Annotated in this window: 14 protein-coding genes; 11 read left to right on the forward strand and 3 right to left on the reverse strand. The window is 33.6% G+C overall.

The genetic code is table 11. The annotated features are described in order from the left end of the window. Window positions 1–74: 74 nt before the first annotated feature. The 3 genes from ACUL40_RS01445 to ACUL40_RS01455 all read left to right on the forward strand — a co-directional run bounded on the left by ACUL40_RS01445 (window position 75) and on the right by ACUL40_RS01455 (window position 3,120). On the forward strand, window positions 75–206 hold the full coding sequence (locus tag ACUL40_RS01445; RefSeq protein ID WP_000997344.1) for a hypothetical protein: 132 nt from the start codon (window positions 75–77) through the stop codon (window positions 204–206). A 111-nt stretch (window positions 207–317) separates the two neighbouring features. Continuing rightward, window positions 318–1,928: an amidase family protein gene (locus ACUL40_RS01450; RefSeq protein WP_144639895.1), complete on the forward strand. Its 1,611-nt coding sequence runs from the start codon at window positions 318–320 to the stop codon at window positions 1,926–1,928. A gap of 178 nt (window positions 1,929–2,106) precedes the next feature. Further along, window positions 2,107–3,120, forward strand: a complete 1,014-nt coding sequence (locus ACUL40_RS01455; protein ID WP_001006597.1) for an AI-2E family transporter — start codon at window positions 2,107–2,109, stop codon at window positions 3,118–3,120. A gap of 86 nt (window positions 3,121–3,206) precedes the next feature. Here ACUL40_RS01455 and ACUL40_RS01460 read toward each other — a convergent pair whose 3' ends face one another. Next, entirely contained in the window at window positions 3,207–4,151 is a 945-nt protein-coding gene (locus ACUL40_RS01460; protein WP_000715321.1) for an L-lactate dehydrogenase, read from the reverse strand. Window positions 4,152–4,351: 200 nt separating this feature from the next. On the opposite strand from ACUL40_RS01460, the gene ACUL40_RS01465 reads away from it, so the two are divergent. From ACUL40_RS01465 to ACUL40_RS01495, 7 genes are all read left to right on the forward strand, one after another. Continuing rightward, a complete protein-coding gene (locus tag ACUL40_RS01465; RefSeq protein WP_000528002.1) occupies window positions 4,352–5,788 on the forward strand; it encodes a flavin monoamine oxidase family protein in 1,437 nt (478 codons plus the stop codon). 106 nt (window positions 5,789–5,894) lie between these two features. Further along, window positions 5,895–6,818: a CobW family GTP-binding protein gene (locus tag ACUL40_RS01470; RefSeq protein WP_001044939.1), complete on the forward strand. Its 924-nt coding sequence runs from the start codon at window positions 5,895–5,897 to the stop codon at window positions 6,816–6,818. A gap of 262 nt (window positions 6,819–7,080) precedes the next feature. Then, window positions 7,081–8,298: a substrate-binding domain-containing protein gene (locus ACUL40_RS01475; protein WP_000061996.1), complete on the forward strand. Its 1,218-nt coding sequence runs from the start codon at window positions 7,081–7,083 to the stop codon at window positions 8,296–8,298. Window positions 8,299–8,387: 89 nt separating this feature from the next. Beyond that, complete coding sequence (locus ACUL40_RS01480; RefSeq protein WP_000149338.1) at window positions 8,388–9,161, forward strand: ABC transporter ATP-binding protein; 774 nt, start codon at window positions 8,388–8,390, stop codon at window positions 9,159–9,161. Then, a complete protein-coding gene (locus ACUL40_RS01485) occupies window positions 9,139–9,840 on the forward strand; it encodes an ABC transporter ATP-binding protein (RefSeq protein WP_001196696.1) in 702 nt (233 codons plus the stop codon). Before ACUL40_RS01480 ends, ACUL40_RS01485 begins: the two co-directional genes overlap by 23 nt. 21 nt (window positions 9,841–9,861) lie before the next feature. Continuing rightward, window positions 9,862–10,722, forward strand: coding sequence for a branched-chain amino acid ABC transporter permease (locus tag ACUL40_RS01490; protein WP_326038307.1), 861 nt, complete (start codon window positions 9,862–9,864; stop codon window positions 10,720–10,722). A 49-nt stretch (window positions 10,723–10,771) separates the two neighbouring features. Beyond that, complete coding sequence (locus tag ACUL40_RS01495) at window positions 10,772–11,725, forward strand: branched-chain amino acid ABC transporter permease (RefSeq protein WP_002040965.1); 954 nt, start codon at window positions 10,772–10,774, stop codon at window positions 11,723–11,725. Window positions 11,726–11,786: 61 nt separating this feature from the next. On the opposite strand, the gene ACUL40_RS01500 is transcribed toward ACUL40_RS01495, so the two are convergent. Further along, the gene (locus tag ACUL40_RS01500; RefSeq protein WP_000405005.1) at window positions 11,787–12,575 is read right to left on the reverse strand and encodes a LysR family transcriptional regulator; all 789 of its coding nucleotides are present in this window, start codon (window positions 12,573–12,575) and stop codon (window positions 11,787–11,789) included. Between the two features lie 120 nt (window positions 12,576–12,695). Here ACUL40_RS01500 and ACUL40_RS01505 point away from each other — a divergent pair, with 120 nt between their 5' ends. Next, entirely contained in the window at window positions 12,696–13,244 is a 549-nt protein-coding gene (locus ACUL40_RS01505; protein WP_000579891.1) for a DUF4865 family protein, read from the forward strand. A gap of 88 nt (window positions 13,245–13,332) precedes the next feature. Here ACUL40_RS01505 and ACUL40_RS01510 read toward each other — a convergent pair whose 3' ends face one another. Continuing rightward, the gene (locus tag ACUL40_RS01510; RefSeq protein ID WP_000548215.1) at window positions 13,333–14,076 is read right to left on the reverse strand and encodes a hypothetical protein; all 744 of its coding nucleotides are present in this window, start codon (window positions 14,074–14,076) and stop codon (window positions 13,333–13,335) included. Window positions 14,077–14,249: the final 173 nt, after the last annotated feature.

Consider the following 14,249-nt stretch of genomic DNA (forward strand, 5'->3'; position numbering starts at 1 on the left):
TTGTAGTGGTGTTAATTTATGCGCATTTAGGGAAGAAATATAAGAAATAATACGGTGAGAAGGGAATTAGAAAAATGAATGATGAGAAAAAATATACAGTGGTAGGTACTGATGTTGAGGAAGTAAAGCGTTTAAATAAAAATTCAGGATTAACGTATAATCAAGTGAAAGAAATGTTAGCAAAGCAAATGCAAAAAAAGAAGTAATTAGATTGAAATCTTTCATTTTTTCATTTAGCATTTTGATTGGAGAGAGTTAAGTAAAAGGTAACTCTCTTTTTTGTATAGCTAAGCATCTTATAGAGTGGAGGAAGCAACATGAAGAAATGGGTAAAGGTAACGCTGTCTATCACTGGAGGCATTGTCTTATTAGCGTGTGCCGGCGGATATTACGTGTATAAAAATTATTTTCCAAAGGAACCTGAGCGTATTGTATATGATAAAGAAAGAGTGCTACAACCGATACATAATCAGTTTAAAGGAATCAATATAGAAAATGTAAAGATAAAAGAAAGAGAAGTCGTAAATGCGACTGTAGATGAGCTTCAAAAAATGATTGATGATGGAAAGTTGTCATATGAAGAATTAACGAGTATTTATCTCTTTAGAATACAAGAACATGATCAAAATGGAATAACATTAAATTCTGTTACAGAGATAAATCCTAATGCGATGGAAGAAGCAAGAAAGTTAGATCAAGAGCGGGGTAGAAACAAAAATTCGAATTTATATGGTATTCCTGTCGTTGTAAAAGATAATGTACAGACGGAAAAAGTGATGCCGACTAGTGCAGGAACTTATGTATTAAAAGATTGGATTGCAGATCAAGACGCAACAATTGTGAAGCAGTTGAAAGAAGAAGGAGCATTTGTTTTAGGAAAAGCGAATATGTCTGAGTGGGCGAACTATTTATCTTTTACAATGCCAAGCGGGTATAGCGGGAAGAAAGGACAAAATTTAAACCCGTACGGTCCGATTACATTCGATACTTCAGGATCAAGTTCAGGATCTGCTACAGTAGTTGCAGCAGATTTTGCGCCGCTTGCAATTGGAACAGAAACGACGGGATCGATTGTTGCACCAGCGGCGCAGCAATCAGTAGTTGGGTTACGTCCATCTTTAGGTATGGTAAGTAGAACAGGAATTATTCCATTAGCTGAAACTCTTGATACAGCAGGACCTATGGCAAGAACAGTAAAAGATGTAGCAACGTTATTTAATGCAATGATAGGTTATGACGAAAAAGATGTTATGACAGAAAAAATGAAAGATAAAGAAAGAATTGATTATACAAAGGATTTATCAATAGATGGATTAAAAGGGAAAAAGATAGGGCTTCTTTTTTCTGTAGACCAACAAGATGAAAATAGAAAAGTAGTAGTAGAAAAAATTAGAAAAGACCTTCAAGATGCAGGTGCGATATTAACTGATAATATCCAGTTAAGTGCTGAGGGTGTAGATAATTTGCAAACATTAGAATATGAGTTCAAGCATAATGTAAACGACTATCTTTCACAGCAAAAGAATGTACCGGTAAAATCGTTAGAAGAGATTATAGCGTTTAATAAAAAGGATAGTAAAAGACGAATAAAATACGGACAAACATTAATTGAAGGGTCTGAAAAATCTGCTATAACGAAAGAAGAGTTTGAAAACGTAGTGCAAACGAGTCAAGAAAATGCAAGAAAAGAGCTAGATAGGTATTTAGTAGAAAAAGGTTTGGATGCTCTAGTTATGATTAATAACGATGAAGTCCTTCTATCAGCTGTAGCTGGTTATCCGGAATTAGCGGTTCCTGCTGGATATGATAAAAATGGAGAACCAATCGGTGTAGTGTTTGTAGGGAAACAGTTTGGTGAAAAAGAGCTTTTCAATATTGGATATGCGTATGAACAGCAGTCCAAAAATAGAAAATCACCTAGTTTATAAAAGATTATATGAAAAATAACTGCCACCGAAATTATGTTGGTGGATTCCAGTTAAACGAATCTAACAATATGAAAAGAAAAGAAGGATTCTTCTCAATTAGTAAGAAAGATTGTCTATAGGAGTTCATAAAATGTAATATATTCAATTTCCATCCATTGAAGGGGGAGGTTAATTCTTAATGAATGAAGTAAAGAGTTTTTTTCGAAGTAGAGGGTTTCAACGGTTTCTCGTTTTAATAATAGTAGCGCTTGTATTATACGCATTAAAAAGTATGATTAATTTAATATTAATTACGTTTATACTGACGTTTTTAATGGATCGATTTCAACGTTTTATTTCAAGAAAATTGAAAGTAAACCGGAAAATTGTTATTGCATGTTTATATATAATACTAGTTTCCTTTATAGGCACAACATTATATAAATATTTACCTGTGCTGACGATACAAATTTCACAATTAATTTATCAATTTAAACTGTTTTTTCAAAATCCACCTGATAATGAAATCGTTAAATATGCACTTTCGACAATTAATGGGATGGAAGTATCAAAATATATAGAACAAGGTGTAGACGTCATATATCAATCAATAGCAAATATAGGGAAGGTAAGTTTGCAAATATTATTATCTCTAATTTTAAGCTTATTTTTCTTATTAGAAAAAGAGCGTATTATTACATTTACATCAAAGTTTAAAGATAGTAAGTTAAAAATCTTTTATGAAGAAATTGCATATTTTGGTGAAAGATTTGCAAGATCGTTCGGCAAAGTAATTGAGGCTCAGTTTTTAATTGCCGTTGTAAATTGTATTCTTACTGTCATTGCATTAATCGTTTTAGGATTTCCACAGCTACTTGTATTAGCTGTTATGATTTTCTTACTAGGGTTGATTCCTGTTGCAGGTGTGATTATTTCTTTGTTTCCACTTTGTATCATTGCTTACAACGTAGGCGGAGTTATGTACGTAGTATACATACTCGTATTCATAACAGTAATCCATGCTCTTGAAAGTTATTTTTTAAATCCGAAGTTTATGTCTGCAAAAACAAATTTACCAATATTCTACACATTTATGATTCTTATCTTCTCAGAGCATTTCCTTGGAATATGGGGGCTTATTATCGGGATACCAATCTTTATCTTTTTATTAGATGTACTTGATATAAATAATGAGGATGCGACTAAAAAATAAGAAATGATAGAAAATCACTAAAAAGTCATAGGAGATAATGAAAATAAAAAGCAATCCAAAATAAATTGGATTGCTTTTTATCTTAATTAAAGAACCGGAGCCATTGTTTCTTTCAATACTTGAACAGAGTGGTCGAATTTTAATTCTTCATCTTCACTTAATTCAACCTCTAAAATTTCACGAACACCGCCGCGATTTAAAACAGCAGGTACCCCGATATAAACATCTTTTTGACCGTATTGACCTTCTAAGTAAGCTGATACAGTTAATACACTATTTTCGTCGTTTAAAATTGCTTTTGTAACACGTAGAAGTGACATACCGATACCATAATAAGTTGCGCCTTTACGCTCAATAATATGGTAAGCTGCATCACGGACGTTTATGAAAATTTTGTCTAAATCTTCTTGATTATACGTGTTGTCTTTTTCAAGCAGTGTTTGTAGTTTTTGGATACCAACGGAAACATGGCTCCAAACTGGAAGTTCAGTATCGCCGTGTTCTCCGATAATATAAGCGTGAATGTTGTGTGGACCAATATCGAAGTACTCACCTAACATATAACGGAAACGAGCGGAATCAAGCGTTGTACCAGAACCGATTACACGTTCTTTCGGTAAACCAGATTCTTTCCAAGTTACGTAAGTTAAAATATCTACAGGGTTTGTTGCGATTAAGAAGATGCCATCAAATCCGCTATCCATAATACTGCGAACGATTTGTTTGAAGATTTTAGCGTTTTTCTCAACTAAATCTAAACGTGTTTCGCCTGGTTTTTGTGGTAATCCAGCTGTAATAACTACAAGGTCAGCATCTTTACAATCTTCGTAGCTGCCTTTCCATACTCTAGTTGGAGCTGGTGCGAATGGAACAGCATGACTTAAGTCCATTGCTTCCCCTTCAGCTTTTGCCTCATTTACATCGACTAAAACAAATTCTTCAGCTACAGCCTGGTTAATCATGCAGTAAGCATAACTACATCCAACTGCTCCTGTTCCTACTAATACAACACGGTTAATACCTTTTTTCATTTCAAAATTCCTCGCAATTTCATTGATTTTATTATGTAAGATAATACGTCTTACTTCTATAGAGTCATATCTAGTTTATTACATTTTATAAAAGATATTCAAGTATTTGAAAATGTATCCGTGCAAATCCGCGAACAAAACATAGGAATTCAGTGAACCGAATATAATTCAGTAAAATCCTTTGTAAAAGGGGAAATGGCATGGGGAATCCATTAGCAATGGAAGAAATGCTTCATATTATTCATGCAGGGCTTGTTAAAAAGAATAACCCAAAACGGATTACGATTGCAGGTGCAGGGATTTCTGGATTAGTTGCAGGTTCTTTATTAAAAGAGGCTGGGCACGAAGTAACGATTATAGAAGCAAATAACAGAATAGGTGGCAGAGTGTATACGATTCGGGAACCATTTAGTGTGGGTTTATATTTTAATGCGGGACCGATGAGAATCCCTGACACCCATAAGTTAACTTTAGCGTATATTCATAAATTTAAACTACCTTTAAACCTTTTTATAAATAAAACTTTTGCAGATATCATTTATACGAATAACATTCAAACGAGATTGAATGTGTTTGAAAATGATCCAAGTGTACTTGAATATCCGGTTTTGGATAAAGAAAGAGGAAAAACGGCAGAAGAGCTAATGATTGAAGTATTAGAACCAATACTAAATTACATTAAGAAGGATCCTGATAAAAACTGGCTTATCGTTGAAAAAAAGTATAAAACGTATTCGCTTGGTTCATTTTTAATGGAGTATTATTCAGATGGTGCGATAGATATGATTGGGGTACTTCTTGATATGGAAGCTTATATGGGAATGTCCTTAATTGAAGTATTACGTGAAATGATTTTCTTTACTTCAACAACGAAATATTATGAAATAACTGGTGGAATGGATAAGTTATCGAATGCATTCTTACCACAATTAAGGGAACATATTTTAATGCCGTATAAGGTTGATAAAATTATACAAGAAGATAATAAAGTAATGTTACAAGGAAATCATGAACAAACGTTAGAGCAATTTACAATAACAAGTGATTTTGCTATTATTACAATTCCATTTTCAGCGTTAAGATTTGTAGAAGTTCAGCCATACTATTTATTCTCTTATTTTAAAAAAAGAGCAATTCGTGAATTAAATTATATTGCTGCAACTAAAATTGCAATAGAGTTTAAAAGTAGATTTTGGGAGAAAGCGGGACAGTGTGGCGGTAAATCTATTACTGATTTACCGATACGGTTTACATACTATCCGAGTTATGGCATTCATACTCCAGGACCAGCTATCGTTATAGCAAGTTATACGTGGGCAGATGAGGCGTTAACATGGGATAGTCTCCCGCAAAGAGATCGTATTCGGTACGCATTAAAAAATTTAGCGGAAATATACGGGGACATCGTCTATAGTGAGTTTGTCACTGGAACATCTTTTAGCTGGAGTAAAAATCCGTATTCTTGCGGTGCATTTACAGCTTTCGAACCAGGCCAAGAGCTCGAGTTATTTCCGTATATTACACCACCATCTGGAAAAGTACATTTTGCAGGAGAGCATACGACATTAACACATGGATGGATGCAAGGGGCAATTGAGTCTGGAGTTAGAGTTGCATATGAAGTAAATGAACAGTGAATCTCTTATATTTACAAATGGTCATTCTTTTAATAAAATGATAAATATAAATCGTAATTATTACGCTTTGAATACATTTGAAGTAAAGAAATGGATGGTCGGTTGAATGAATAAAGTGGAGATTCATATATTAGGTGGTTTTTTAGGTAGTGGAAAATCAACATTATTACAAAATTTATTGTTAGCAGAGAAAAAGAAGAATAGAAAAGTTGCAGTATTAATGAATGAAATTGGTGAATACTCAGTAGATACAGATATTATTGGAAAAGAGAATGTTTTAAGAGAACTTCTTAAAGGATGTATTTGTTGTACGTTAAAAGAAGAGCTTGAAATACAATTACATTCGTTATACCAACAAGAAAGACCAGATGTAATTTATATAGAAACGACAGGTGTTGCGCATCCAATTGAAGTGTTAGACGCGTGTGTCTCGCCAATTTTAGCTCCTTTTCTGGAAGTGAAATCAATTGTAGTCGTTTTAGATGCAGTAAGGTGGTTAAATCGAAGTATATTAAGTGCAAATGTACAACAGCTATTGCATGAGCAACTGAAATTTGGTAGTCACATTCTTGTTAATAAAGCAGATTTACTAACAGATGAAGATAAGAATACAGTATTTGAAGAAGTAAAGGCAATAAATGATCATGCGAAAATGTATGAGACAAAGTATTGTAATATATCTTTAAAAGATATAGAAGAAGCAGAATTTCCAAATGATGAGGAACACGAGACACTACATGTCAAACAGCATTTACATATACAAACAATGACATATCAATTTACGAAACCGATTGATCAAGACAAATTATATGAATGGCTTTCGAATTTACCAGATAGTATTTATCGAGTGAAAGGTTTTGTGAAATTCCATGGAGATAAATACCCTCACCTATTCCAATATTCGTTCGGAGTACCAACTTTATTAGAACAAGACTTCGGTTTCCCGACAAACTTAGTAGTAATAGGAGAAGGACTAGATAAGAAACAATTGGCTGAAGGGTTAGAGAAAGTAGAACTTAACTCTAATTAAGGGGAAAAGACTAACTTAAAAATAAGTTAGTCTTTTTGTATGGTCATTACTGAAATGAAACAGTATTTTCAATTGGATTGCAGAATATATATTGATTGTATGTCCGTTTCCATTACATAGGAAGGTGATTATATATTTGTGCCGAATGTAGAGGGTACTACAAGAGTTTTCCATTATCTATCGAATTAGTTAGTCATGATTACGGACAGGGGATTTTGGCGTGTTTGATTCTATCAGAAAGTAAAGTATGGGGAGGATCACAATGTCGATGAAAAAACGTAAGTGGCTAAAAACAATGTTTACTGGTTGTGTTTTAGGTTCGTTATTAATAACGGCAGCTTGTTCAGGAAAGAAAACAAGTACAGAGGATGAAAAAACGATTAAGGTAGGAGTCCTTGCTTCTTTAACAGGACCGCTAGAATCGTATGGAAAACAAACAGTGAACGGATTTGAATTAGGGTTAGATTATGCAACTGGTGGAACTGGGAAAGTAGATGGGAAAAAGATTAAGTTTGTTGTAGAAGATACAGAAACGAAAGCGGATGTAGCAGTTAAAAAAGCTACGAAGTTATTAGAAGAAGAGAAAGTTGATTTTTTAGTTGGATCGTCTAGTTCAAGTGATACGTTAGCGGTTTTACCACTGGCTGAAGAATATGAAAAGATTATGGTTGTAGAACCGGCAGTTGCGGATAGTATTACCGGGAAGAACTGGAATAAATATATTTTTAGAACTGGAAGAAGTTCCTCACAAGATGCGATTGCAGGAGCAGCAGCAATTGCGAAAAAAGATGTAAAGATTGCAACATTTGCCCCAGATAACGCTTTTGGTCGTGAAGGGATTGCTGCATTTAAAGCGGGTGCGAAAAAATTAGGTGCGAACATTGTGAATGAGCAATACGCGGATACAAATTCAACAGATTTTACAGCGAATATTCAAAATATCATTAGTTCAAAACCAGATTATTTATTTATCGTTTGGGCAGGGGCAAATTCACCTTGGAAACAGTTGAAAGATATGAATGTGGAAGCGCAAGGTATTAAAATTTCTACAGGTGCGCCAGATATACCAGCATTAAAAACAATGGATGCATTAGTAGGTATGCAAGGTTTTTCTGTATATTATCACACACTTCCAAAAAATAAAGTGAATGATTGGCTAGTTGAAGAGCATAAAAAACGTTTTAATGGTGCAGTGCCAGATTTGTTTACAGCAGGAGGAATGTCAGCAGCAATTTCTATTGTAGAAGCCTTAAAGAAAACAAAAGGTGATACAGATGTAGATACCTTGATTAAGAAAATGGAAGGAATGGAATTTGATACACCGAAAGGAAAGATGAAGTTTAGAGAGAAGGACCACCAAGCGATGCAGACACTGTATTCTATCACATTGAAAAAGCAAGACGGTGTTGATTATCCGGTGCCAGTGTTAGAGCGAGAATTAACGATGAAAGAAACAGAACCACCAGTTCAAAATAAATAGACTGAATTTTCTGTTGTTTTTGTATAAAGAGGGGGGACCCTCTTTATACATATTTCTTTCATACTCACGGCTTTAAAGGGAGGGATTTCGTGACACATTTGCTAGAGACGAAAAATCTTAGTGTATCTTTTGGTGAACATCAAGTTATTAAAGATGTAAATTTAACTGTCCAAAAAGGAAAGCTCATTTCTATTATTGGGCCAAATGGTGCGGGGAAGACAACGTTATTTAATTTACTAAGTGGACAGATTTCACCCACAACAGGTGAAGTGTATTTTAAAGGGCAAGATATTACAAAACTATCGATTTCAGATCGAACACGCTTAGGAATCGGTCGCTCTTTTCAGCTTACAAACATATTCCCAGAATTAACGGTACTTGAAAATGTCCGTTTAAGTGTTCAATCATTCGTACAAGATTACTATAGTTTTTTCCCGAGTTCAGCAAAATTAAAGCAACAAGTTGGAGAGGCGAGACGTTTCTTAAAAACAGTATTACTTCATGAAAAAGAGAACGTATTAGCGAAAGATTTGGCACATGGAGAGAAAAGGAAGCTAGAACTTGCGATGTTATTAGCTTTAAAAACGGATGTGTTATTACTTGATGAGCCGACGGCAGGTATTTCGGTTGAGGAAGTCCCTGCTATATTACAAGTGATTGAAAATATTAAGAAACATCCAGAGAGCACAATTGTACTTATCGAACACAAAATGGATATGATACTAGGTTTGTCAGATCATCTTATCGTTTTATTTCATGGAGAGTTATTGGCTGAAGGATTGCCAGAAGAAATTATGAAAGATGAGCGTGTACAAAGTGCTTATTTAGGGGGATTATATAGTGGCACTATTACAAGTGAATAATATAGAAACGTATTTAGATCAGTTTCATATTTTGCAAGGAGTATCTCTTGCTGTTGAGAAAGGGACGATTACTGTACTGTTTGGTAGAAATGGGGCAGGGAAAACAACGACATTACGTTCAGTGATGGGGTTTCACCGCATTGCAGATGGTGAAATTTATTATGATAGTGCAAAAGTGAGTGGATTACCTACACATTTAATTTCAAGAAAAGGAATAGGGTATGTACCAGAAAATCAAGGTATTTTTCATGATTTGACAGTAGAAGAAACTTTCGCTCTTGCTAGGGGAAAAGGTGAGGAAGTAGAAGGGAAAATAGAGTGGATGCTGGAACTATTTCCGGATTTAAAGCAGTTTTGGAATAAGAAAAGTGGGCTCTTGAGCGGAGGGCAAAAGCAAATGTTGGCTATTTCAAGAGCGTTTATTAATAGTGATGGATTATTACTTATTGATGAACCGAGCAAAGGGCTATCCCCGATAATGGTGGAGAAATTAATGGTAGCTATTTTGAAGATGAAAGAGAAAACAACAGTTTTACTTGTTGAGCAAAATTTTATGATGGCCAGTCAAATTGGCGATTATTTTTACATTATGGATAACGGACGAATTGTTCATAACGGTTTTATGAATGAATTAAAAAAGGATAAGGAAATGTGTCATAAATATTTAGGAATCTCTTAACATGAATCCGAGGTGAAAAGGATGGATGTGTTAATCAATTTATTTGTAAATGGGATTTCAACAGGGATGCTCATTTTTTTGTTAGCATCAGGTCTTTCACTTATTTTTGGTTTAATGAGCGTTTTAAACTTTGCACACGGTGGTTTGTTTGCATGGGGAGCATTTACAGGTGTTTGGTTATTTAATATGACAGGAAGTTATATATTAGCTTTAGTTGGAGCAGTAGCCATGGGAATGTTCCTAGGATTTATTTTAGAAAGGTTTCTTATTAGGCCGGTATATGGAAATCATGTTCGACAGCTGCTCGTTACGCTTGGAGGAATGCTCGTTCTTAGTGAGTGTATTAAAATATTTTGGGGGCCAAACCCTATGAGTGCAAAATTACCGTTATGGTTACAAGGAAGTTTTACATTCGGAGGTATTATATTAATTAAATATCGTCTATTTGTTATTTTGATTGGGATAATTATTTACATTGCACTACTACTATTACTCAAAAAGACGAAGATAGGTCTTATGATCCGTGCAGGTGTAATGGATAAAGAAATGGTTCAAGCGCTTGGTATTAATGTAAAAGCGATATTTTCTTTCGTCTTTTTATTAGGGGCAGGGATGGCAGCTTTGGGAGGATTCTTATTAGCGCCGTATTCGGGCGTTATTTTCGCCGAGATGGGCATGCAGTATGCAATTTTAGCTTTTATAGTAGTAATTATCGGTGGATTAGGAAGCGTTCAAGGTTCAGCTATTGCTTCTTTAATTGTCGGATTAGCTGGTGCTTTTACAGCGTATTTTATACCAGATTTATCACTTGCAATTAATATGTTAATGTTACTATTTTTCTTAATAGTGAAGCCAACTGGACTTGTTGGTGAAAAGGGGTGAAATGGTGAACAACACATCGGACCGAATTAAAGTATACTTCGGAGTATGTATGCTCATTTGTTTAAGTGTATTTCCGTTCGTAAATGATTCACGGAGCCTGTTAATTTTGTTCACTCAAATCTTCATCTTTGCTATTTTTGCAATGAGTTTTGATGTATTGCTTGGGTATACAGGAATTGTATCGTTCGGTCATTGTATGTTCTTTGGGATAGGAGCATATGGGGTAGCGCTTTTATTTGATCGACAAGGCGTATCAATAACGAACTTTTTAATTGGAATAGTAGCTGCAATTATCGTTTCAGCAATCGTTAGTTATATAATTGGTTTGCTTTCTTTACGATTGAAAAGTCATTTTTATGCAATGTTAACACTTGCTATTTCACAGTTATTTTTTGTACTTGCTGAAAAATGGCGTGGGCTTACTCACGGAGGAGATGGTTTTACATTTGGTGTACCAGACGTATTCCGTGATCGTTTTACGTTTTATTATGTAACACTTATATGTTTACTTATCATTTTTGTTCTGTTACGTCTTTTCACCAAATCTTCTATTGGAAAAGTATTAAAGGCAATTTCCCAAAATGAGCAACGTGTTGAAGCACTAGGATATAAAGTGCTTCATTATAAAATTATTGCTAGCATTGTTGCAGGAGTAGTAGCTGCGATTAGCGGTGGTTTATTTGTTATCACATTGCGTTTTGTTAATACGACTGTATTTTCAATTGAAATGACATTAAATGCATTATTGATGACGATGATTGGTGGGGTTGGAACGTTAATTGGAGCAATTGCAGGAGCTGGAATTATTGAATCTCTAAAATATTATTTATCAGAACTAGCTACAGAGTATCCGATCTTTGAACGATGGACGATTATTCTTGGTTTATTGTACATTATCGTATTGCTAGTTTTCCCGAAAGGATTAGTTGGCACGGTTAAGGGACTGAAGAATATGAAGCGGAATAAGAAGGAGAAAAGTGCAGAAGTGGAGCAAAATGTGTGAAAAATCAATTGTATAGAATATGAAAATCCCTCTTTTAGATTCATAAAGGAGGGATTTTTTATTAACCGAATAGTTCATCAGGGATTTGTTTGAAAGAGTTTTGATTTGTAAAAAAATGAACAGCTAATTTTTCAACTGGAACATCTTCAATTGGTACCAATTTATCATTTTTAATCGGCAAAAAGGCTATCCCTTTTCCGTCCTGAATAAACTCTTCCATAAGCGAATAAGAATCTAATTGTTGAAGTTGACGCTGAGATAAATTATTTTCTTTTAGAAATTGTATCGTCTTATTTCTAAAAGGGCACTTTTTGTCATTGCTAACGAAGAAGAGTTCCTTTGAATAGTCAATGATACATTTTTCTTGATCTTTTAGTAAGCCTATAGAAATTGAAGTAGTAAATACTTTTTTAAAACCTGCACCAGAATCATCCTCATAAGTGATGACCATATCAACTTTTTGTTGCTGCAGTAATTTTGGCAAATGACTACTATTTTCTACATATATTTGATAATTCATGAAATTTTCTTTAATACGCTTACTTAAATAATTAGTCAAAATCGATTGTGACGTCGCGATTATATAAGAAGACCCACTTGTTTTAATTTTATCTTTCGCTTCTTCTAATAGAGTTAATATTTGATTCGTGTAATCTAATAAAATGTCACCAGAAGGTAATAAGGAAACGCCTTTGTTATCTCTATGTAGTAAGGGTGTTTCTAATTCTTGTTCTAATTTTTTGATTCTTTCAGTTACGTTCGGTTGAACATAACCTAACTCTTTAGCAGCTTTACTAATAGAACCCTCACTGGCTACAGTTTTGAATATAATAAGATCATTTATTTCCATATATCTCAGCCCCTTATGCACTATCATTATAAATGATACCAAACATAATTTATACCTATTTTACGTTAGCTACTTATCGATTTATCATAATGTATATAAGATTGAAAGCGAGTGATAAACATGATTGGAATGCAATATAAGGTCATTTTGCCAAAGGATTATGACATGGAAATTATTAAGAAAAGGGTAAAGGATAATGGTTATAAAACTGATGGTTTCCAAGCACTAAATTTTAAAGCTTATTTAATTACGGAAACGGAGAAAGACGGGAATTTTTATAACTGCTATGCACCTTTATATATTTGGAATGGGCATGAAGGGATGAATAAATTTATCTTTGAAGGGTATTACGATAATATTTTACAATCGTTTGGTTGGCAACAAATACATATAGGTGTTCCATTAGTTGTTAATCTAAGTGATGATTTTAAGAAATGTAAGTATGTTGTTGAATACGTGGGGAGTATTTCTCAAAAGAATTCATTGATTGAAACTCAATTTAACTTTTTTAATAAGAATGTCCAGAATACAGAAAATTGTAAAGGGAATGTAATAGTGTATAACCCAGATAAGTGGGGATATAGTCAGTTTGAATTTTATGAAGTAAAGCCTGAAATTGAAGAGATAGAGGATATTACATTATATGAGGTTTTACACATTTCACAGTAGATGCGGAATTGAAATAGAAATAAATTATTTATAAAAAATCCATTTTGATTCAAGTAATAATGTTCAAAATGGACTTTTCTTAATTATCTTATGTATATTCAAAACAAATTACTGCTTTTCTTAATTCTTTATTAAAGAATAAGTAAATACGATCGGCACCATAAGCTTGAAAATAATATCCTGTAACAAATCCAACATATGTAAAGGGATGTCCATATTCATCTTTTGGTACATATAGAAGATTCGTAAAGTCAAAAATTTCGTCTTCGTTATCGCAGTCTTCTAATAATTCTTCACCTTCTTCTGTCATAAAACGAACATCATCTAGGATACCATTTACCACAGGATAATTTAATCCCCAGCCATTTGTTTGTTTTTCAACAAACTCTTGTTCTAATACTTCTACAGATGTTATTTCTTTTCCTAAGCTAGAATAAGGATAAATTTTTTGATTACGTTGAAAATACTCTTTACGGATTTGATAATCTCTTTTATTACTCTCATAGGCTTGTTCTATTATGTCAGAATTATTTTGTTCGATTTCGAAATAATTCCAATCCGCTTCAAATTTATATTTTCCATTAATGACATCGAATCCTAATGTATCTGCTTTCGTAAAATTTGTGTGAAATGGTTTGGTGAAATCACCCACGCAACCATCATGGATTTCTTTTGCTGACACAATATGTACCCATTCGTCCAATTCCGGTTCAATACATTGTAAGTTTATAGAACAAATGGGTAAAAAGTGCTTTTTATGTTGTTCCAAATCATCATAAAATATGTCTTCATATTCAGGGAATGGTTTTATAAATTGTTTAGAAATATGCATGTTCTGCCCACCTTTACATTAGTGATTTGTTTAATTTTATCATTTTATTTTAATTTTTTCTTATTTAAAAATTTATGATACACATAGTTATGGGAATAAAGAGTTCGTAAGTAAGGTGGATGTCTTATTGTTAAAATTTTATCATATGTCGAACAGTTGAGAGATGAAGCAAA

The sequence above is a fragment of the Bacillus sp. KNSH39 genome (assembly GCF_052656585.1).

Bases quoted from the DNA above. Each gene is read 5' to 3' on its own strand.
- ACUL40_RS01510 (WP_000548215.1), bottom strand. From the start codon at position 14,076: ATGCATATTTCTAAACAATTTATAAAACCATTCCCTGAATATGAAGAC.
- ACUL40_RS01490 (WP_326038307.1), top strand. From the start codon at position 9,862: ATGGATGTGTTAATCAATTTATTTGTAAATGGGATTTCAACAGGGATG.
- ACUL40_RS01450 (WP_144639895.1), top strand. From the start codon at position 318: ATGAAGAAATGGGTAAAGGTAACGCTGTCTATCACTGGAGGCATTGTC.
- ACUL40_RS01505 (WP_000579891.1), top strand. From the start codon at position 12,696: ATGATTGGAATGCAATATAAGGTCATTTTGCCAAAGGATTATGACATG.
- ACUL40_RS01500 (WP_000405005.1), bottom strand. From the start codon at position 12,575: ATGGAAATAAATGATCTTATTATATTCAAAACTGTAGCCAGTGAGGGT.
- ACUL40_RS01455 (WP_001006597.1), top strand. From the start codon at position 2,107: ATGAATGAAGTAAAGAGTTTTTTTCGAAGTAGAGGGTTTCAACGGTTT.
- ACUL40_RS01495 (WP_002040965.1), top strand. From the start codon at position 10,772: ATGCTCATTTGTTTAAGTGTATTTCCGTTCGTAAATGATTCACGGAGC.
- ACUL40_RS01460 (WP_000715321.1), bottom strand. From the start codon at position 4,151: ATGAAAAAAGGTATTAACCGTGTTGTATTAGTAGGAACAGGAGCAGTT.
- ACUL40_RS01465 (WP_000528002.1), top strand. From the start codon at position 4,352: ATGGGGAATCCATTAGCAATGGAAGAAATGCTTCATATTATTCATGCA.
- ACUL40_RS01475 (WP_000061996.1), top strand. From the start codon at position 7,081: ATGTCGATGAAAAAACGTAAGTGGCTAAAAACAATGTTTACTGGTTGT.
- ACUL40_RS01445 (WP_000997344.1), top strand. From the start codon at position 75: ATGAATGATGAGAAAAAATATACAGTGGTAGGTACTGATGTTGAGGAA.
- ACUL40_RS01470 (WP_001044939.1), top strand. From the start codon at position 5,895: ATGAATAAAGTGGAGATTCATATATTAGGTGGTTTTTTAGGTAGTGGA.